Here is a 20,272-nt window from a genome sequence, read left to right as displayed (position 1 = left end):
ACCTGTTCGCCATTTGGGCGCCTCGACGGTGCTGTAAGGGAGTACGGACCCTTAGCCTCTTTTCGTCGCGGCGCGGCGGGTCTAGGGACACGGGCGAATCCTGACACAGGGCAAAGGGGACTGCACCCATGAACACCGTCATCATCCGCGAGGACGACCTCGTCGAAACCATCGCCGACGCGCTCCAGTACATCAGCTATTTCCACCCGATGGACTATATCCGCGCGCTCGGTGCCGCTTATGAACGCGAAGTCTCGCCCGCCGCGAAGGACGCGATGGCGCAGATTCTGTCGAACAGCCGCATGTGCGCCGAGGGGCATCGCCCGATCTGCCAGGACACCGGCATCGTCACCGTGTTCATCAAATGGGGCATGGACTGCCGCCTCGACTCACCCCGCAGCCTGCAGCAGGTCGTCGATGAGGGCGTGCGCCGCGCCTATCTCCATCCCGAGAACAAACTGCGCGCCTCGATCCTCGCCGATCCCGCGTTCAGCCGCGTCAACACCAAGGACAACACGCCCTCTGTGCTCAATGTCGAAATGGTCCCCGGCGCCAAGGTCGTGATCGACGTCGCCGCGAAGGGCGGCGGCAGCGAGAACAAGTCGAAGTTCAAGATGCTGAACCCGTCCGACAGCATCGTCGACTGGGTGCTCGAAATGGTGCCGCAGATGGGCGCCGGCTGGTGCCCGCCAGGCATGCTCGGCATCGGCATCGGCGGCACCGCCGAAAAGGCGATGCTGCTGGCGAAGCAGTCGCTGATGGACCCGATCGATATGACCGAGCTGCTCGCGCGCGGTCCGTCGAACCCGACCGAGGAACTGCGCATCGAGCTGTATGAAAAGGTCAATGCGCTCGGCATCGGCGCGCAGGGCCTCGGCGGCCTCGCCACCGTGCTCGACGTCAAGATCGCCGACTGGCCGACCCACGCCGCGTCGAAGCCGGTGGCGATGATCCCCAACTGCGCGGCGACCCGCCACGCGCATGTCACGCTCGACGGCAGCGGCCCGGCGTTTCTCGAACCGCCGGTGCTTGCCGATTATCCACAGATCGACTGGAAACCCGACCAGGCGGCGATCCGCGTCGACCTTGACAATCTCACGCCCGAAGTCGTCGCGAGCTGGAAGCAGGGCGACCGCCTGCTCCTCAACGGCAAGATGCTCACCGGCCGCGACGCCGCGCACAAACGCATCGCCGAGATGCTGGCGAAGGGCGAAGAGCTGCCCGTCGCGTTCAAGGACCGCGTCATCTATTATGTCGGCCCGGTCGATCCGGTCGGCGAGGAAATCGTCGGCCCCGCAGGTCCCACCACCGCGACGCGCATGGACAAGTTCATGGACATGATGCTCGATCAGGGCCTGCTCGCCTGCGTCGGCAAGGCCGAACGCGGCCCCGCCGCGACGCAGGCGATCGCGAAGCACAAGAGCGCCTATCTGATGGCGGTCGGCGGCGCCGCCTATCTCGTCGCGCGCGCGATCAAGGGCAGCAAGGTCGTCGGCTTCGCCGACCTCGGCATGGAGGCGATCTACGAATTCGAGGTGCAGGACTTCCCGGTGACCGTCGCGGTCGACAGCGAAGGCCAGAACGTCCACGTCAATGCCCCCGCGCTGTGGCAAAGGCGAATCAAGGACGAAGGGTTGCTGGAGAAGGCGTGAGCGCCGCGCCACCATGAGCCGCTTCCCGATATGCTTCACCGTCGCCCTTGGGGTGGCGGTGCTGTTCTTCCTGATCGTCCCCTTCGGCGCGGGCGCCGGCACGGGCACGCGCCTCTTCTTCTCGATCCTCATGGGCGCCCTCATCACCGGCGGCGCGGCGGTGATCCTGTCATTCCTCCGCGACCTCGCCGGCCTGGCCCGTCGCCGCGCTGCACCGCAGCCGCCGATCGTGCCGCGCGCGCCGCCGCCCGACCTCTCGCCCGCGCGCAAAACGGCGGTGCGCAAGACCGTGGCAGTCCTGGCCGCACATGACCTCTTCGCGCCCGAAACCCCCGATCCCGCGCTCTTCTTTCCCGGCGTCGCCGACATGGACGAGAGCGTGAAGCCCGACACCATCCTCACCGCGCTCTGGGAACTCGATTATTACCATCCCGGCACCCGGCCCAAGCGCTTCATGGCCAACCTAGTCATGCTCGATTCCAAAACGGAACAGGAACCCGCGTATCTGCGCAAACAGGTCGAAGATCTCGCGCGGATCGCAGGCGTGTCGATCTCCGAGCTGACCGTCGACGCCGACTGGCCGCCGCACGACGGCCCGGTGCCGGTCCGCATCGCGATGCAGGCGGGCGGATCGCCGCTCGCGATCGAATATGCCGGGGCGGTCAAATATGCGAGTTCGTACATAGCGCACGCGATTGATGCGCGCGCGGGCGAGGTCGATACGGGCCGCCGCCTCGGCTGGCTGTGGACCGACCAGGGCGCGTGGATCAGCGCCTTGCCTGATGGCGCGGTCGAGGCGATGAATGCGGCGCTGAAGCTGACCCCGCAAAGCCGCTGCTGCTGGGAATGGGTGGGTGACGCCGCGCCAATGGCGGCGGGCGATCTGCCTTAATCGCGGCGCCTTACCGGCGCCCCCGATTCGATGGCCCTTTGAACGTCCATCGCTTCGTCGCCGTCCTCGCGCGGCGCATAATCGGCGAACGCCGCATAGGCCTCGGCCCAGCGCTCCTCCATCCGCACGACATTATAGGGGTGGCTGACGAGGTAGAATTGCCCCGCCTCCATCTGCGGCACGATCCGCGCCGCAAAGGCATCGGCATCCATCGCGGGCTCGGCATGGCGCGTCATGTCGGACTTGACCCAGCCGGGGATGATCACGCCGACCTCGATCGCGGACGACACCTCGTTCCGCAGCATATCCATCAGCCCCAGCACCGCATGCTTGCTCGCGACATAGGCCCCGCCCTTCACGCGCACCGCGTTGAACAGCGCATTTTCCGACGCGGTGGAATAAATCCCGGCCGGAAGCCCGTCGGCCTGAAAACGGCGCCCGAAGCTGCGGATACAGTTCCACACCCCCCAGAAATTGACCTCGAACAAGGCGCGCGCCGCCGCCGGATCGCAATCGATCACCGATGCACGCGGCCCGCCGACCCCAGCGTTGGCGATGATCGCATCGGCGCGGCCATGCGTCGCCCAGGCGAAGTCGGCGAGCGCCTCGACCGAAGCCGCATCGGTCACGTCGCCGACGAAGGCACGCGCATCGATGCCGAGCGCCGCCAGCGCCGCCACGGCCTCGGCCAGCTTCGCCTCGCGCGGTTCGCACAATATCAGCTTCGCCCCCGTGACCCCGAGCCGCTTCGCCAGTGCAAAACCGATCCCCGTCGCGCCGCCGGTGATCACGACGCATTTGCCAGCAAAATCCATCGCTCGGCCCTCCCTTGCGGATCAGGCTAGGCTCGCCCCGCGCCGATCGTCAATCGCCAGCTTGCCTTCCACGCCAGTTCGTCCAGACTTGCCCGGGGCCAAACCGCATAGGGGACGCAGCATGGATTTCCGCACCTTCGACCGCTTGAACCGCCGCGACGTGATTCGCGGCACCGCGATGCTCGGCGCCGGCGCCATGCTGATGCGCCCGCTGCCGTCGCTCGCCGCGACCGGCCCGATGGCCGAGATCCGTAAGGCGGCGGAGGCGGGCAAGGAAGCCTCGATCAAGCGGCTGCGCGACTGGATCGCGCTGCCCTCGATCGCCGCCGAGAACCGCAACATGCCCGAGGGCGCGGCCTATATGGCCGAGCTCGCGCGCGACGCGGGCTTCACCAATGTCGAGATCGTGCCCACCGACGGCCATCCCGGGGTCTTCGGCACGATCGACGTCGGCGCCAAACGCACCCTCGGCATCTATTTCATGTACGACGTCAAACAGTTCGATCCCGCCGAATGGTCGTCGCCGCCGCTCGAGGGCAAGTTCGTCGCCAAGGAAGGCCTCGGAACCGCGATCGTCGGGCGCGGCGCGACCAACCAGAAGGGCCCGGAATCGGCCTTCCTCGCCGCGCTCCACGCGATCCGTGCCGCCAAGGCGACGCTGCCGGTCAACATCGTGCTGATCTGCGAGGGCGAGGAAGAGATCGGCTCGCCGCATTTCCGCCAGGTCGCGACCAAGCCCAATGTCCTTGCCGCGCTCAAGAAATGCGACGGCATCTTCATCCCCTTCCCGTCGCAGGACAAGACCGGCGCGGTCGACGTCAACCTGGGATCGAAGGGGATCATCGAACTCGAACTGGTCGCGAGCGGCGAGAAATGGGGCCGCGGCCCGAAGGGCGACGTGCATAGCAGCCTCAAGGCGATGATCGACTCGCCCGCCTGGCGGCTGGTGCAGGCGCTACAGACGCTGGTCACTCCCGACGGCAACACCCCCGCGATCGAAGGCTGGTTCGAAAATGTCCGCCCGCTCACCGACCGCGAAAAGACGCTGATCCGCGAAGCCGCGAAGACCGCCGACGAAGCCGCCGACAAAAAGGCGCTGGGGGTCAATGTCTGGATCGACAACCTCAAATATGACGACGCGCTGATCCGCCTAGCGCAGGAACCGACGGTCAATATCGAGGGGCTGGTCGCGGGTTACACCGGCCCCGGCGGCAAGACCGTGCTGCCCGGCCGCGCGGTCGCCAAGCTCGACCTGCGCCTCGTCCCCAACCAGACGCGCGCCGAGGCCGAAAAGAAGCTGCGCGCGCATCTCGACAAACATGGCTTCACCGACGTCGAGATGAACGTGTCGGGCGGTTACGACCCGACCGAGGTCGCCGAGGACAGCCGCCTCATCCGCACCGAGCTCGCGACCTACAAAAAACTCGGCATCGCGACCAACATCAACGCGCGGCTCGCGGGCAGCTGGCCCGGCGCGACCTTCACCGCGCCGCCGGTGTCGATCCCGGCGGGCCATTTCGGCACCGGCCACGGTGGCGGCGCGCACGCGCCGAACGAATATTATCTGATCGATTCGACCAACCCCAAGGTCGCGGGGCTGGTCGATGCGACGATGGGCTTCGCCGAGTTCCTCTACACCCTCGCCGCCATCAAATAGGGAGGGGCAAATGACCGACCTCAACGGCGTCGCGCACGTCATCCTGACCGCAGGCGACTTCGCCCGCTCGACGGCTTTCTGGCGCGACGTCATCACCTATCTCGATCTCAAGATCGTACTCGACAGCGACGCGATGCTCTATGGCGTCGGCGGGCGCACCGCGATCGGCATCCGCACCGGCAGCCCCGAGAACGCCGGCAAGCGCTTCGACCAGGGCGCCCCCGGCCTCCACCACGCCTGCTTCCGCCTGCGCGACCGCGCCGCGGTCGATGCGATCCATGAATTCCTCAAGAATCGCGGCGACATCGTCTTGGTCCACGGCCCGCAGGAGGAACCCTGGGCGCCCGGCTATTATTCAATCCTGTTCGAGGACCCCGACGGCATCCGGATCGAGTTCAACCATGTGCCGGGGGTCGGGTTGCTGGCGGAGGGCGAGACGATCGGCGGGGCGGAGGTGTTCGACTAGCTGGCCGTTCTCGCTCTTCGTCATTGCGAGGAGCAAAGCGACGCGGCAATCCAGCGTGGGCGTAATCCGCCCTGGATTGCTTCGCTTCGCTCGCAATGACGCTGATCTAAAACCCGTACACCAACGTGAATCGCGTCTGCGTATCGACGCTCTCCACCCCCGGCGGCGGGCTCGAATCGATCTGTGCCGAATAGGCGATCCGTGCCGACAATTTTCCGCTCAGCTTGGCGTTGAGCGAGGTCAGCGAACTGGTCGAGCTGTTTGCCTCGCCGACGACGGTCGAGGCGACCTGCGTCAGCCGCAGCGTCGGTGACAATTGCCAGCCGAAGTCGAGTCCGGCGAGCGCGGTCAGTTCATTGTCGATGTCGCCGCGCACGAAATCGGTGCGTCGCCATGCCGGCCCGCCCTTCAGGCTGAGTGCCACCGACTTGCTGTCGATCAGCTTGTAACCGAGCCCGCCCGACAGGTTCCAGCGGCTGTCATAGCCGAGGATGCGATCCTTCTCCCAGCGCCCCAGCCCATAGACGAAGCCGCGGTCGCTCAGCCGATATTGCGGCTCGACCTCGCCGAGATAACGTTCGATCGAGGTACGGCCGTTGGTGCGCTGATAATCGGCCTGCAACCGCAATTTGTGCGTCCAGTCGATCCCCTTGCGCGCCAGCGCCAGCCCCGCGCTCAGCCCCGCCGATTTGGTGTTGCCAGTGCTCAGCGATCCGCCGATCTGCCCCTCGCCCTTCCAGTTTTCCCAGAATTTCGCCGCCGCCAATTTGGCGCGCACCGCCGCCGCCGCTTCGTCCTTCAGCCGTTGCCGCTCGGCGCGATAGGCGACGACCCGCGCGTCGATTTCCGCCGCGTCGTCGGGATTGGCCGCTTTCGCCAGCTTGGCGACGGCTTCGACATCGGCGTCCTTGCCGCTCGCGATGGCCGCGGTCAGCATGTCGCTCACCGGATCGGGCGGCACCACCGCGGGGTTCGCGCTCCGGTAATAGGCGATCAGCGCGTCGATCTCGCCCCGGCTGCCCGGATTGGTCCTGCGGGCGAGCCTGACCACCGCTTCGACATCGCTGTCCTCGCCGCTCGCGAAGGCGGCGTCGATCATCGCGCGCACCGCATCGGGCAAGGGCGGGTCGGGATCCATCAGCATCAGCGGGAGCGGTTCGACCAGCAACGGGTCGGCGAGCGCCGGGTCGGGCTGGAGCGGCATCGCGGGATCCTGTGCCGCATGCGCGGGCAGAATCGCAAGGGCGAGCGGCAGGCAAAGCGCGGCCAGTCGGGGGAGAGAGGTCACCGAAGACGTCCTTCGCTTGGGGGCAGAAGCCGGGTTCGTTCGACCGATCGCGCGGGCCTGCGCACGTTCGATGGCGCCCTATAACCCGAAAGTCGCTGGCATTTCCACCCCGGCTGTCCCATTTGCAAACCTATGTGGATCGCGATCATCGCCATTTTCGGCGCCGGCATCGGCAATTTCGCGATGCACCGCGCGTTCATGGAAAGCGACGACCCGCTGTTGCAGGAGATGCTCCGGCCGTTCACCGACAAGGTCGGCCCGAATATCACCTATGTCTTCGAGTTCCTGCTGCTCGTCGGCGCGATGGCGATCGCGACGCGCAACTGGTTCACCGGGCTTCTGCTCTACGGCCTCTACACCATCTTCAACGCGATGGCGTTCAGCTGGGTGATGCACCGGCCGAAATAGGCGCGGTCCACGCCGGCCCGACGATCGGCAGGCCCTGCGCCCGCAGCCGGTCGAGCACCCCGTCGGGTTCGGCGAGCACCAGCAACGGCACCACCGCCAGCGTCACGCCGGGCTTCGCCGCCGCATCATTGATCGCGCCGACCCACTGCTGGCGCAGCGCCGGGCCGAAGCCGTCGTTGGTCCATGGCCAGCAGCGCCCGAGCGCCCTTTCGAGCGGGTTGGCCATCACCGCCGGCACGTCGAACTCGGTCCACGCCTGCCCGCGCGCGGCGACGATATCGCCGCCGGCCTCGGTCGCCGTCATCGCCGCGTCGAGGCAGGGGATATGCGTTTCGGGAGCCGCCGCGAACAGATTGTCGAGCATGTCCTCGCCGCGCATCTCGCCCACCGGCTGCGCCGGAATGTCGGCGCGGTTCGCCGCCTTGCGGACGATATCGGACGCGTCGTCGGCCGTGTCGCGGTTGAAGGCGAGCCGCTTCGCGAGCAGATCGAACGCGGTCATCAGGAAATTCTTCTGCGCATAATCCTGATCGAACCGCGCCTCGAGCGCCCGCAGCCGCGCGATCTGATCCACGTCGAGATAGTCTGCGGCGACGCGATCCTTGGGCAATTTGGTCAGTCCGCCACCCTTGAAGATCAGCCGCAATATGTCGCCCGGCGACACCTTCGCCTTGGTCCCCAGGATGACCCGCTGCGCGCGCTCGGTCGCGCCCTCCAGTCGCTCGGGACGCCATGGCGTCGCTTTCGGCACGTTGCGGATTTCGCCGACCAGGATCACCGCGCCCGTCGGCGTCTTGATCGTCCACATCGGGGCGCCCGACCGGCGCGCGGTGACGACGATCTCGTCGGTGGTTTCGCCTGTCGCGGTTGGGGCGGCGGCGGGCTCGGTCGCCATTACATGCGGCGTCGTCGCCGCCAGCAGCGCGGCGATCAGAACGCCGCGCGCGGTCACGCGACGCCGTGGTACCACCACACCCCGTCGCGATCCTCACGCCGGACGCGCCCTTCGACCTCGAGCCGCTTCAGATGCGCGAGCGCCTCGCCGGTCGCCATGCCCAGCTGGTCCGGGCCGATCGGGCGGTTGAACAGCAGCGGGAAGGACTCCACCGCGCGCATCGGCGCCTTCGCGATCGCCTCGGCCAGATTATAGAGCCGCATGCGATGCTCGTCGCGCAGCGCCATCAGCCGGACGTGCAATCCCTTGAACGGTTCGCCATGCGCGGGGCAGGTCAGGACGTCGCCGGGCACCGTCGCGATCAGCTTGTCGATCGAATCGAGCCATTCGCCCAGCGGATCGGCACCGGGTTCGGTGATATTGATCGACACGTTCGAACTGATCCGCGGCAGCACCTGGTCGCCCGACACCAGCACGCCCTCGCGCTCGTTCCACAGGCACGCATGTTCGGGGCTGTGCCCCGACCCGACAACGACGCGCCACTGGTGTGCGCCCATGTCGAGCACATCGCCGTCCTTGATCCGCTGGTAGCTGCGCGGCAGCGGATAGACCATCAGGCCGAAGCGGCCCCAGCCCTCGCTCTTCTGCCGCTCGATCGCCGCCTCGTCCCAACCGGCGGCGCGCGACTGCGCCAGCGCCTCGTCGGGCGCCGTGTCGCTGGTGTCGCCAACGATCATTCGCGCGGTCAGCATTTCGCCGCGCGTCATCCACAGCTGGACGCCCTTCTTCTTCGCGATCCAGCCGGCAAGGCCGATATGGTCGGGGTGCAGGTGGGTGCCAATGACACGGGTGATCCGCGTGTCGGCAAGCGCGCCGGCGTAAAGCGCCTTCCACGCGTCCGAACAGATGGTCAGGCAGACGCCGGTGTCGACCACGGCGACGCCGTCCCCTCCGTCACTTGAAACGTCGTCGAGCAGCCAGCTGTTGATATGGCCGAGCGAGCCGGGCATCGGGATGCGCGCCCAGCGAATCCCCGGCGCGATGCGGATCGTCTCGCCCACTCCCGGTGCGGCGTCGCCCCAGGGATAGGTCAACCCGGCGCGGCTCGTCGCGGTGAAACTGTCGTCCTGGGTCAGCGAGGCGTCCGGCGAACCGCTGGCCGCCGGAATACCCTCTTCGTCACTGACCGACGCCACGCCTTATGCCGCCGTTTCGTCGTTCGCGGCGGCAAGCGCGGCTTCGCTGGCTTCCTCGGCGGCGCGCAGCTCGTTCGCGGCGATGCGCTCGGCGCGCAGTTCCTCGAGCAGCGCCTCGCGGTCGCCCTCGAAACGATTGTCGGTCGGCGCGGCGATACCGGCCTTCTTCGCAGCCTTGGCGACCAGCGCGTCGAGTTCACGCTGCGAACAGAGGCCGAGCGTCACCGGGTCCTTGGCGACGATGTTCGCGCTGTTCCAGTGGCTGCGGTCGCGGATCGCGCCGATCGTGTTGCGGGTGGTGCCGATCAGCTTGCCGATCGCGCCGTCCGAAACCTCGGGATGGTTCTTCAGGATCCACGCGATGCCGTCGGGCTTGTCCTGGCGCTTGCTGACCGGGGTGTAGCGCGGGCCGCGGGTGCGGCGGATCGTGTCCTGCGCCTGCTTGCTCATCTTGAGCTTGTAGTTCGGGTCGTTCTGACCCTTTTCGATCTCGTCCATCGACAGTTCGTGCGCGCGAACGGGATCGCGACCGGTATATTTGGTCGCCGCGGTCTCGTCGGCGATCGCCTGCACTTCGAGGATGTGGATGCCGCAATAATCGGCGATCTGGACGAAGGTGAGGCCGGTGTTGTCGACCAGCCAGGCGGCGGTCGCATGCGGCATCAACGGGGTGGCGTCGGGGTTGACCATGACTGCTCTCCAAAAGCGCAAATAATAAGGGCCGCCCCTCGCGGGGCGGCCGGACATTGGCAGCGGCTATATGCCGGTTTCGAAAAAGGGGCAAGTGCGGGGATTGGCGGGGCAGATGTCGGACTTGGAGCGGTTTCCAGACCACTCTCCATTTCCGTTCGTGTCGAACGGGATTTATCCGCAACCGTCCGATACGGCCTTCCCACTAATCCCCCATCGCCACGAAACCCGGCTCGCCCTCGACCCGCGCGATCCACGCCTGCACCCCCGGATAGTCCGCCAGTGCGAAAAACCCGCTGTCCTCTGCGACATGGGTGTAGGCATAAAGCGCGATATCGGCGAGCGTCAGTCCCGCGCCAACCAGCCAGTCGCGCCCCGCCAGATACTCGTCCATCAACGCCAACGCCGCCGCCCCCGCTTCCTGCTTCACCGGCACCAATGCCCGCTGCACATCGCTCAAATTCGCTTCGCCGATCCATTTCATCCAGAAGCGCAGCGTCGCGACATTGGGCTCGTGATTATATTGCTCCCAGAACATCCAGTGCAGCATGTCGGCGCGCGCGAAGCGATCGTGCGGCACCAGATGTGTGCCGTCGGCGAGCCAGAAACAGGCGGCATTGCTTTCGGGCAGGAATTTGTCGCCGATCTGCAGCACCGGGATGCGCCCGTTCGGGTTGACCTTCGCGAGAAACGCAGGCGTCCGCGTCTCGCCGGCGATGATGTCATATTCGCGCCGTTCGATCGGATAGGCGAGCAGCGCCGCGGTCAGCCGGATCTTGTAGCAATTGCCGCTCGCCGCATATTCGTGAAGGATCGGTCTCTCGCTCATAATGCCCCCAAGGCTCTTTCCGCGCGGCTAAGTGGCCTGGCGCGCCGGTATCTGGATCAGGTTGACAAAGGACATCGCCACCGCGCCGTGCTGGTTGGTCACGGTCATCAACATGGTCAGGACCCCTCGATCGGGTTTGCTGTCGGACCGGCGAACATCGATGATTTCGCGCCGGATCGACAGCAGATCGCCCGGCCGCACCGCGCTCCGCCACTGCAGGTCGTCGACCTTGAGGCCGAGCAGCGGCGTGTCGCCGAAGGGCGCCGAATCGACGAATTCGCGCATCACGACCGCAGCGACATGCCAGCCGCTGGCGATCAGGCCGCCAAAGCGTCCCCTGGCCGCTGCCTCGGCATCGACATGCATCGGCTGCGGGTCATATTCGCGGGCGAAGCGGATGATGTCCGCCTCGGTCATCTCGATCGGACCGCCAGTCCAGACCTGCCCGATTTCAAGGTCTTCGAGAAAGAGCGAATGCGCAGCCAAAATCACCTCCGGAACCGATACCCCCGCACCCGGAACGCCCGGTGATGGCTCTCGGCGCCTATGTCAACCACAGGCGCGGCGGCCTCATTCGACCGTCAGCACGATCTTCCCGACATGCGCGCCCGCCTGCATCCGCGCGTGCGCCGCGGCGGCTTCGGCGAGCGGAAAGGCTTGGTCCATCGCGGGCTTCCACGCGCCCTCCGCCAGGCGCGGCCACAATGTGCGGTGGATTTCGTCGGCCAGCGCCGCCTTGAAGTCGGCGCTGCGCGCGCGCAGCGTCGATCCGGTCATCGTCAGGCGGCGGCGCATCACCTGGCTGATGTCGATCTCGACCTTCGCCCCGCGCTGGAAAGCGATGGTGACATGGCGCCCGTCGTCGGCGAGGCATTCGAGATTGCGCGGCACATAGTCGCCGCCGACCATGTCGAGCACGGCGTTGACGCCCTTGCCGTCGGTGAACGCCTTGACCGCCGCGACATAGTCGTCGTTCGAATAATCGACCGCCAAGTCGGCACCGAGCGCGGTCGCCGCGGCGCATTTGTCGGCGCTGCCGCAGGTCACGATCACCTTGATGCCAAACAATTTACACAGCCCGATCGCGGTGGTGCCGATGCCGCTGGTGCCGCCATGGACCAGCACCGTCTCGCCCTCCATCACCCAGGCGCGTTCGAACAGATTGTGCCACACGGTGAACACCGTTTCGGGCAGCGCTGCGGCCTCGGCCATCGAAAAGCCGTTCGGCACCGGCAAACAGCTGCCCGTCGGCGCGGTGCAATATTCGGCATAGCCGCCGCCCGCGATCAGCGCGCACACCGCCTGCCCCAGCTGTTCGGGGTCGCCCCCCGGCCCGACCGCGACGATCGTCCCCGCGACCTCCAGCCCCGGCAGGTCCGATGCCCCCGGCGGCGGCGGATAAAAGCCCATGCGCTGCAGCACGTCGGGGCGGTTGACCCCCGCTGCGGCGACGCGGATCAGCACCTCGCCCGGTCCCGGTCGCGGCACGGGGCGCGTTTCGGGCACCAAAACTTCGGGGCCGCCCGGCGCGCTTATCGCGATGGCGGTCATGCTTTCCGGCACGCTGGTCACGTCTTGGTCCCCCTGCTTCCCACAGGCGCGCCTTATTGACAGCGCGGGGCGGCGGGTCAACAGTTTCGCCGCCGATCAACAGCATGAGGACAAAAGGATCCGGGCGATGGACGACGACAACGAACCCCGCCGCCGCGACGATGTGCTGGCGGCGCTGACCAAGCAGCCGCTCGACCCCTTGTCGGTCGACGAACTGAACGACCGCATCGTCGTCTTGCAGGAAGAGATCGAACGGACGCGCGCGCGGATCAGCTTTGCGACGAGCCACAAGCTGAGCGCCGACGCCTTGTTCAAGAAAAGCTAGCCGCGCGGCCCGGACTCGCTCCATAAGGCGCCATGGATTTCAACGACCAGCTGACCCGCTATTTCGGCACCGCCGACCTTGCGGCGATCCACCCCGAGGCGCTCGCCGCGGGCACCGAACGCATGCGCGTCGATTTCGGCCTCGAAACCAACCCCGGCCGCCGCTTTGCCTTGTGGGCGTTGATGCACATGCTCGGCGTCGCGCCCGACCTCGATGTCGCGTTCAAGGACGCGGGCGAGCGCGATCTGGCCCGCGATTTCATGGATATGGTCGACAGGGCGGGTGAGGATGACGGCTGACCACCGGTTGCGGGCATAAATCCTCCCTGCGGCGAAGCCGTGGGGAGGGGGACCGCCGCGAAGCGGTGGTGGAGGGGCCGCGGCCGCGCGCCAGTCTTTGACGGCGTCGGCCCCTCCGTCAGCCCTACGGGCTGCCACCTCCCCATCGCTGCGCGACAGGGAGGATCGGCAAGGTCCGCTTCCCACCCCAATCCCCAACGCCGCGTTAACCATATTCCAACCCCGATCTGCGCAAATTCGTGGCACCGACCGCTTTTCCCTTGCAGGCTGGCGGCGGCGTCGCCACCTTGTGTCTATCGGGCGGGCCTCTCCCCGGCTTGTCCCCAAGGAGATAAGCCTATGCCGTCCTTTTCGGAGAGCCTCGAAAAGACCCTGCACAATGCGCTGAAGGCGGCTTCCGAGCGCCATCACGAATATGCGACGCTCGAGCATCTGCTCTACGCGCTGATCGACGACGATCATGCCGCCGAAGTGATGCGCGCCTGCGGCGTCGCGCTCGACGACCTGCAATCGGCGGTCGTCCATTATCTCGACACCGAACTCGACAGCCTGAAGGTCGAAGGACACAGCGACCCGTCGCCGACGAGCGGATTCCAGCGCGTCGTCCAGCGCGCGATCCTGCACGTCCAGTCGTCGGGCAAGGATGAGGTGACCGGCGCCAACGTCCTCGTCGCGCTCTTCTCCGAACGCGAAAGCTATGCCGTCTATTTCCTGCAGCAGCAGGATTTGACGCGCCTCGACGCGGTCTCCTACCTCAGCCACGGCGTCGGCAAGGGCGGCAAGCCCTCGCCGCAGGCCGAGCCCGAGGAAAAGGAAGAAACGAAGGACAAGGCAGACGCGAAGAACAAAAAAGAGACCGCGCTCGACCAGTTCACCGTCAACCTCAACGAAAAGGCCAAGGTCGGCAAGGTCGATCCGCTGATCGGCCGCACCGCCGAGGTCGATCGCACGATCCAGATCCTTTGCCGCCGGTCGAAGAACAACCCGCTTTATGTGGGTGATCCCGGCGTCGGCAAGACCGCGATCGCCGAAGGTCTCGCGCGCAAGATCATCGAAGGCGACGTGCCCGAGGTGCTGCTGCCCGCGGTCATCTATTCGCTCGACATGGGCGCCTTGCTCGCGGGCACGCGTTATCGCGGCGATTTCGAGGAACGGCTGAAACAGGTCGTCACCGAGCTCGAAGGGCTGCCTCACGCGATCCTGTTCATCGACGAGATTCACACGGTGATCGGCGCCGGCGCGACCAGCGGCGGCGCGATGGACGCGTCGAATCTCTTGAAACCCGCACTGTCGGGCGGCGTGATCCGCTGCATCGGCTCGACGACCTACAAGGAGTTCCGCAATCACTTCGAAAAGGATCGCGCGCTGCTGCGCCGCTTCCAGAAGATCGACGTGATCGAACCGAGCCTCGAGGATACCAAGAAAATCCTCGCCGGGCTGCGCAGCGCGTTCGAGGCGCATCACCAGGTGCGTTATACGCAGGATGCGATCAACGCCGCGGTCGACCTGTCGGCGCGCTACATCAACGACCGCAAATTGCCCGACAAGGCGATCGACGTGATCGACGAGGTCGGCGCGATGCAGATGCTCGTCGCTCCGTCGAAGCGCAAAAAGACGATTACGGCGAAGGAGATCGAGCAGGTCATCGCGACGATGGCGCGCATCCCGCCCAAATCGGTGTCGAGCGACGACAAGGCGACGCTCGCCAATCTCGAAACCGACCTGAAGCGCGTCGTCTTCGGCCAGAACACCGCGATCGAGGTGCTGTCGTCGGCGATCAAGCTGAGCCGCGCGGGCCTGCGCGATCCCGAAAAGCCGATCGGCAACTATCTGTTCAGCGGCCCCACCGGCGTCGGCAAGACCGAGGTCGCCAAGCAGCTCGCGTCGATCATGGGCATTCCGCTCCAGCGCTTCGACATGTCCGAATATATGGAGCGCCACAGTGTGTCGCGCCTGATCGGTGCGCCTCCGGGCTATGTCGGTTATGATCAGGGCGGGCTGCTCACCGATGCGATCGACCAGAATCCGCATTGCGTGCTGCTGCTCGACGAGATCGAAAAGGCGCATCCCGACCTGTTCAACATATTGTTGCAGGTGATGGATCATGGCCGGCTGACCGATCACCACGGGAAGACGGTCGACTTCCGCAACGTCATCCTGATCATGACGACCAATGCGGGCGCCAGCGACATGGCGCGCGAAGGCATCGGCTTCGGCGCCTTCACCCGCGAGGATGTGCAGGAGGAAGCGGTGAAGAATCTCTTCACTCCCGAATTCCGCAACCGCCTCGATGCGATCGTGCCGTTCGGCTATCTGCCGCCCGAAGTGGTCGCGCGCGTCGTCGACAAGTTCATCCTCCAGCTCGAAATGCAGCTCGCCGACCGCAACGTCCATATCCAGCTCGACGAAGCGGCGCGCGAATGGCTGACCGGCAAGGGCTATGACAAGCTGTACGGCGCGCGTCCGATGGGCCGCCTGATCCAGGAAAAGATCAAGCAGCCGCTCGCCGAGGAGCTATTGTTCGGCAAGCTCGTCCATGGCGGCGAGGTCAAGGTGAAGATGAAGACCGGCGACGATGCCAAGGTCGGCAACCCGCTGACCTTCGAAATCGTCTCGGCGCCCCCCAAGGCGAGCAAGGCGAAAGCCAAGCCTAAAGCCGACAAGGCGAAGAAGGAAGCCGAATAGCGACCGAAAACGCCCTCCCCTCAGGGGAGGGCAGCGAGACTTGGACCGGCGTAGCCGGGCCGTAGTAACAGCGAGTGGGGGCCATCGACCTTGCACAAGGCCGCTGGCCTCCACCCCAACCCCTCCCCTGCAGGGGAGGCGCTTGATGCTTGGTTCGCGTTAAACGGATCGCAACCCCCTGCTGCTATGCCCGCCGCTCCTGACAATGGGGGACCGGGGCAGACGATGACGACACAATTGCAGCAATGGCTGGGCGAAGCGAATATGCTCCGCGAATTCGACCGCTGGTTCGACAGCGTGATGCGCAGCGGCAATTTCGACGAGCTCGACGCCTTCCTGACCGAAGAACTGCTCGCGCATGTCCATCCGATCACCTCGCTCTGCCTCGCGCGGCCGCTGTCGGCGGTGCGGGTCACCGGCTGGGACGAACTCGCCGCCGATGTGCTGCGCGACGAGGAACGCCACGCCGCCGCCGGCCCCGTCACCGCGATCGGTGTCGACCTGTCGGCGCACTGCGAACCCGACGACGACGCCTGGCCGCTCGAAGTCAATTTCTACGACGATGAGGCCTTTCCGTTCGGCGACGGCGACCTTACCGACATCAACGCCGCCGCCGCCGACACCAGCACGCCCTGGCAGGGCGAGTTTCGCGACATCGTCAACAGCCTGACCGTCGTCGGGCTCGGCCGCATCTATCGCGCGATCTCGGCCAATGCCCCCGGCCGCATCCCCTTCAGCGAACCCGCGCCGGTCGATGTCGTCGCCGATCGCCTCGGCCGCTATTTCATCACCCTGCGTTTCCATCAGGCGCTCGTCCGCGACGCGACGAACGAGGGCCTGCCCCGCCCGATGGTGCTGCTCGGCGGCGCGCACGACGTCGATCCCTGGTATGAAGCCGGCTATTGGTGCGAAACCGCGCACGCCGGCGACGACAAGATCGCCTCGATCCTCGACGCGCGCGACGAGGCGAACCGGGCGCGCTTCCAGGCCGAAACCGAAATGAAAATCGCCGAATGGCGCGACCGCCGCAACGTGATCACGCGCCGCCAGCTCCGCGCCGACAAGCAGCAGGCGTTCATCGATCTCAGCATCGCGCAGGACGCGATGTTCCACAGCATCACCGGCCTCGGCGACGGCCGCCCGTCGCACGAACTGTCGGACCATGAATATGAGATGCTGCTCTATGCCTGGCAGCGCCAGCGCGCCGAAAAGATCGGCGACGACCCCGACGCGATCGCAATTCCGGAAGCACCGCGCGGCGGACTGTTCGGGCTGTTCAGCCGGGCGTCTTGACGCGGGGAGGCGGCTCTCGCATTTCGGCGCCGCATCGCCTATATCGCTCCCATGTACGACTATGTCTCCGTGACCACCCGCGAGCCCGGCGCGACCACCCCCGTGCGCGACGGCACGATCAAGCTGCACGATGCGGCGGGCTTCGACGGGATGCGCAAGGCGGGGCGGCTGTCGGCCGAAATCCTCGACGCGCTCGTCCCCTTCGTCCAGCCCGGGGTGACCACCGGTGCGATCGACGACCTCGTTCGCACGATGATGCTCGACGGTGGCGGTATTCCGGCGACGCTCGGATACCGCGGCTTCACCCACAGCTGCTGCACCAGCATCAACCATGTTGTCTGCCACGGCATCCCCGACGACAAGCCGGTGCGCGACGGCGACATCGTCAACATCGACGTCACCAGCATCATCGACGGCTGGCACGGCGACACCAGCCGCATGTATCTGGTCGGCGATGTCCCGATCAAGGCGAAGCGGCTGGTCGAGGTCACCTATGAATGCCTGATGCTCGGCATCGAGCAGGCGAAGCCCGGCAACCGCATGGGCGACGTCGCGCACGCGATCCAGACCCACGCCGAAAAGCATCGCTATTCGGTCGTCCGCGATTTCTGCGGCCATGGGCTGGGACAGATGTTCCACGACGCGCCCGAAGTCGTCCACGCCGGCCGCCCCGGCACCGGCCCCGAACTGCGCCCCGGCATGTTCTTCACCATCGAACCGATGATCAACACCGGCAAATATGCGGTGAAGATGCTCGCCGACGGCTGGACCGCGGTGACCCGCGACCGCTCGCTTTCGGCGCAGTTCGAACATAGCATCGGCATTACCGAGACGGGGTGCGAGATTTTCACCGCCAGCCCGACGGGCCTGAACGCCCCGCCCTGGCAAAGCTGAACAGCCCGGCGATCTGTATTTCGTCATCCCGGACTTGATCCGCGATCCATGACTTCCAGCGTCGCTCCGGCCTTCGTGGACCCCGGATCAAACCCGGGGTGACGACAAGAGGCCGCCCACCCCCTCCGCCCCCCATTTTCCCGCTTGCACGCTACGCCCTTCGGGCGCAGTCTTGACGTTAACGTCAAGCATAGGCGTCGAACGGGAGAGCATGGGATGGCGAAACGGGTCTTTTCGGTCGCGCTGCTGGGCAGCGCGCTGCTGGCACTGGCGGCATGCAACGCATCGAAGAATGAGAGCGCAAGCGGCGGCGGATCGCTCGACGCGGCGGAACAGGCCAGCGAGACCCTGCTCAAAACCGGCGGCAATGGCGACGACTGGGGCGCCATCGGCTTCAGCTACGACGAACAGCGCTTCAGCCCGCTCACCGACATCAACGACAAGAATGTCGGCCAGCTCGGCGTCGCCTGGACCGCCGACCTCGACGATGCGCGCGGGCAGGAAGCCACGCCGGTCGTCGTCGATGGCGTGATGTATGTGACCCACGCCTGGTCGAAGGTGAGCGCCTGGGACGCCGCGACCGGAAAATTGCTGTGGAAATTCGACCCCAAGGTTCCCGGCGAACGCGCGGTTTCGGCCTGCTGCGACGTCGTCAATCGCGGCGTCGCGGTCTGGGGCGACAAGCTGTTCGTCGGCGCGCTCGACGGCCGCCTGATCGCGCTCGACCGCAAGACCGGCAAGGAATTATGGTCGACGCAGACCTTCGACACGTCAAAGCCTTACACCATCACCGGCGCCCCTCGCGTCGTGAAGGACATGGTACTGATCGGCAACGGCGGCGCCGAATTCGGGGTGCGCGGCTATGTCACCGCCTATGACGCCGACACCGGCAAGGAACGCTGGCGCTTCTACACCGCACCGAACCCCGAGAAGAAGGCGGACGGCGCGGTCAGCGACGACATTTTCGCGAGCAAGGCCAACGCGACCTGGCCCGACAAGGGCGAGTGGAAGGTGTCGGGCGGCGGCGGCACCGTGTGGGACGCGATCGTCTACGACAAGGATCTCGACCAGATCTACCTCGGCGTCGGCAACGGCAATCCATGGAACCACGGCGAGCGCTCGAACGGCGAAGGCGACAACTGGTTCCTCTCCTCGGTCGTCGCGCTCGACGCCTCGACCGGCAAATATAAATGGCATTATCAGGAAACCCCGGCCGAAACCTGGGACTATACCGCGACCCAGCCGATCATCCTCGCCGAGCAGGCGGTGGGCGGCAAACCGACCAAGGTGCTGTACCATGCGCCGAAGAACGGCTTTTTCTTCACCATCGACCGCACCAGCGGCAAGCTGATCGATGCGAAGCCTTTCGTCGACGGGATCAACTGGGCGACCGGCTACGACATGGCGACGGGCCGCCCGATCGAGAATCCCGAGGCGCGCTTCTACAAGACCGGCAAGCCCTTCATCGCGATCCCCGGGGCGCTCGGCGCGCACAACTGGCACCCGATGAGCTACAACCCGGCGACGGGTCTCGTCTACATCCCGGCGCAGCAGATTCCGCAGGGCTATCTCCAGGACATGGACGAGCTCGACAAGCGCAAGGTGCTCGGCTTCAACGTCGGCACCTCGCTCAACAAGACGATGCTGCCCGACGACAAGGCCGCCTTCCGCGCCGCAATCGCCGCGACCACCGGCCGCCTCGTCGCCTTCGACCCGCGCACCGGCAAGGTCGCCTGGGCGGTCGATTATCCGGCGGCGTGGAACGGCGGCACGATGACCACCGCGGGCAACCTCGTCTTCCAGGGCACCAGCACCGGCCGCTTCCGCGCCTACACCGCCGACACCGGCAAGCAGTTGCTCGACCTCGACATGCAGTCGGGGATCGTCAGCGCGCCTTCGACCTTCCGCGTCGGCGGCGTCCAATATGTGGCGTTCATGACCAGCAAGGGCGGCGCCTTCCCGCTCGTCGCCGGGGTTGCCGGCGGCGTCACGCGCAAGGTGCCGAACATCCCGCGCCTCGTCGTCATGAAGATCGGCGGCACCGCAAAGCTCCCCGCCCTGCCCGCGGCGGCGGCGTTCGCCTGGAACCCGCCGGCGCAGTTCGGCACCGCGGCGCAGGTCGCGGCGGGCAAGGCGCATTTCGGGCGCTATTGCATGGTCTGCCACGGCGACAGCGCGATCGGCAACGGCTTCACCCCCGACCTGCGCGTCTCGGGCCTGCTGGGCAATGCCGATGCGTGGAAGGGCGTGATCATCGACGGGGCGCTCAAGGACAACGGCATGGTCAGCTTCGCCAAGGTGCTCACGCCCGCCGATGCCGAGGCGATCCGCGCCTATGTCGTCGACCGCTCGATCTGGACCAAGGCCAACCTCGCCGACACCGCAGCGCCGATGGGACGCTGATCTGCCGCTTTTTTAGGCAGCAAGATTGCGCCGC

At 66.3% G+C, this 20,272-nt stretch carries 19 protein-coding genes; 11 read left to right on the top strand and 8 right to left on the bottom strand.

What is annotated here, in order from left to right:
* Positions 1-128: 128 nt before the first annotated feature.
* Both AC07U1_RS08360 and AC07U1_RS08355 read left to right on the top strand, forming a co-directional pair.
* The gene (locus AC07U1_RS08360; protein WP_495176848.1) at positions 129-1,652 is read left to right on the top strand and encodes a fumarate hydratase; all 1,524 of its coding nucleotides are present in this window, start codon (positions 129-131) and stop codon (positions 1,650-1,652) included.
* A 13-nt stretch (positions 1,653-1,665) separates the two neighbouring features.
* Positions 1,666-2,544: a hypothetical protein gene (locus AC07U1_RS08355; protein ID WP_495176849.1), complete on the top strand. Its 879-nt coding sequence runs from the start codon at positions 1,666-1,668 to the stop codon at positions 2,542-2,544.
* On the opposite strand, the gene AC07U1_RS08350 is transcribed toward AC07U1_RS08355, so the two are convergent.
* Positions 2,541-3,359: an SDR family NAD(P)-dependent oxidoreductase gene (locus AC07U1_RS08350; protein WP_495176850.1), complete on the bottom strand. Its 819-nt coding sequence runs from the start codon at positions 3,357-3,359 to the stop codon at positions 2,541-2,543. The genes AC07U1_RS08355 and AC07U1_RS08350 overlap by 4 nt on opposite strands.
* Positions 3,360-3,480: 121 nt before the next feature.
* Here AC07U1_RS08350 and AC07U1_RS08345 point away from each other — a divergent pair, with 121 nt between their 5' ends.
* Positions 3,481-5,016, top strand: coding sequence for a M20/M25/M40 family metallo-hydrolase (locus AC07U1_RS08345; protein ID WP_187141003.1), 1,536 nt, complete (start codon positions 3,481-3,483; stop codon positions 5,014-5,016).
* Between the two features lie 10 nt (positions 5,017-5,026).
* Entirely contained in the window at positions 5,027-5,482 is a 456-nt protein-coding gene (locus AC07U1_RS08340; protein ID WP_495176851.1) for a VOC family protein, read from the top strand.
* Positions 5,483-5,588: 106 nt separating this feature from the next.
* Here the strand turns inward: AC07U1_RS08340 and AC07U1_RS08335 are convergent, their stop codons facing one another.
* On the bottom strand, positions 5,589-6,770 hold the full coding sequence (locus AC07U1_RS08335) for a DUF481 domain-containing protein (RefSeq protein WP_495176852.1): 1,182 nt from the start codon (positions 6,768-6,770) through the stop codon (positions 5,589-5,591).
* Positions 6,771-6,902: 132 nt separating this feature from the next.
* Here AC07U1_RS08335 and AC07U1_RS08330 point away from each other — a divergent pair, with 132 nt between their 5' ends.
* Positions 6,903-7,178 carry a hypothetical protein gene (locus AC07U1_RS08330; RefSeq protein WP_495176853.1) on the top strand — a complete coding sequence of 92 codons (276 nt, stop codon included), beginning with the start codon at positions 6,903-6,905 and terminating at the stop codon, positions 7,176-7,178.
* Here AC07U1_RS08330 and AC07U1_RS08325 read toward each other — a convergent pair.
* From AC07U1_RS08325 to AC07U1_RS08300, 6 genes are all read right to left on the bottom strand, one after another.
* Positions 7,150-8,130 carry a TraB/GumN family protein gene (locus AC07U1_RS08325; protein ID WP_495176854.1) on the bottom strand — a complete coding sequence of 327 codons (981 nt, stop codon included), beginning with the start codon at positions 8,128-8,130 and terminating at the stop codon, positions 7,150-7,152. The genes AC07U1_RS08330 and AC07U1_RS08325 overlap by 29 nt on opposite strands.
* A complete protein-coding gene (locus AC07U1_RS08320; RefSeq protein ID WP_495176855.1) occupies positions 8,127-9,269 on the bottom strand; it encodes an MBL fold metallo-hydrolase in 1,143 nt (380 codons plus the stop codon). Before AC07U1_RS08320 ends, AC07U1_RS08325 begins: the two co-directional genes overlap by 4 nt.
* A gap of 3 nt (positions 9,270-9,272) precedes the next feature.
* The gene (locus tag AC07U1_RS08315) at positions 9,273-9,932 is read right to left on the bottom strand and encodes a DUF1013 domain-containing protein (protein WP_056347151.1); all 660 of its coding nucleotides are present in this window, start codon (positions 9,930-9,932) and stop codon (positions 9,273-9,275) included.
* A gap of 232 nt (positions 9,933-10,164) precedes the next feature.
* Complete coding sequence (locus tag AC07U1_RS08310) at positions 10,165-10,788, bottom strand: glutathione S-transferase family protein (protein ID WP_187141000.1); 624 nt, start codon at positions 10,786-10,788, stop codon at positions 10,165-10,167.
* A gap of 27 nt (positions 10,789-10,815) precedes the next feature.
* Positions 10,816-11,274 (bottom strand): MaoC family dehydratase, encoded by a 459-nt coding sequence (locus AC07U1_RS08305; RefSeq protein ID WP_200937990.1) that lies wholly within the window; start codon positions 11,272-11,274, stop codon positions 10,816-10,818.
* An 84-nt stretch (positions 11,275-11,358) separates the two neighbouring features.
* A complete protein-coding gene (locus AC07U1_RS08300) occupies positions 11,359-12,360 on the bottom strand; it encodes an NAD(P)H-quinone oxidoreductase (protein WP_495176856.1) in 1,002 nt (333 codons plus the stop codon).
* Between the two features lie 106 nt (positions 12,361-12,466).
* Here AC07U1_RS08300 and AC07U1_RS08295 point away from each other — a divergent pair, with 106 nt between their 5' ends.
* From AC07U1_RS08295 to AC07U1_RS08270, 6 genes are all read left to right on the top strand, one after another.
* A complete protein-coding gene (locus AC07U1_RS08295; RefSeq protein ID WP_187140999.1) occupies positions 12,467-12,664 on the top strand; it encodes a DUF1192 domain-containing protein in 198 nt (65 codons plus the stop codon).
* A gap of 32 nt (positions 12,665-12,696) precedes the next feature.
* The gene (locus AC07U1_RS08290; protein WP_056345575.1) at positions 12,697-12,963 is read left to right on the top strand and encodes a hypothetical protein; all 267 of its coding nucleotides are present in this window, start codon (positions 12,697-12,699) and stop codon (positions 12,961-12,963) included.
* 339 nt (positions 12,964-13,302) lie between these two features.
* Positions 13,303-15,648, top strand: a complete 2,346-nt coding sequence (gene clpA, locus AC07U1_RS08285) for an ATP-dependent Clp protease ATP-binding subunit ClpA (RefSeq protein WP_492737308.1) — start codon at positions 13,303-13,305, stop codon at positions 15,646-15,648.
* Between the two features lie 225 nt (positions 15,649-15,873).
* Positions 15,874-16,941: a hypothetical protein gene (locus AC07U1_RS08280; RefSeq protein ID WP_495176857.1), complete on the top strand. Its 1,068-nt coding sequence runs from the start codon at positions 15,874-15,876 to the stop codon at positions 16,939-16,941.
* 51 nt (positions 16,942-16,992) lie between these two features.
* Entirely contained in the window at positions 16,993-17,835 is an 843-nt protein-coding gene (gene map, locus AC07U1_RS08275; RefSeq protein ID WP_492737314.1) for a type I methionyl aminopeptidase, read from the top strand.
* Between the two features lie 216 nt (positions 17,836-18,051).
* A complete protein-coding gene (locus tag AC07U1_RS08270; RefSeq protein WP_495176858.1) occupies positions 18,052-20,238 on the top strand; it encodes a PQQ-dependent dehydrogenase, methanol/ethanol family in 2,187 nt (728 codons plus the stop codon).
* Positions 20,239-20,272 lie beyond the last annotated feature (34 nt).

It is taken from the genome of Sphingopyxis sp. GW821-FHT02C12, from assembly GCF_059421785.1.
Note: the sequence above shows the minus strand (reverse complement) of the source record. Positions and strands in the feature narration are given on the sequence as shown.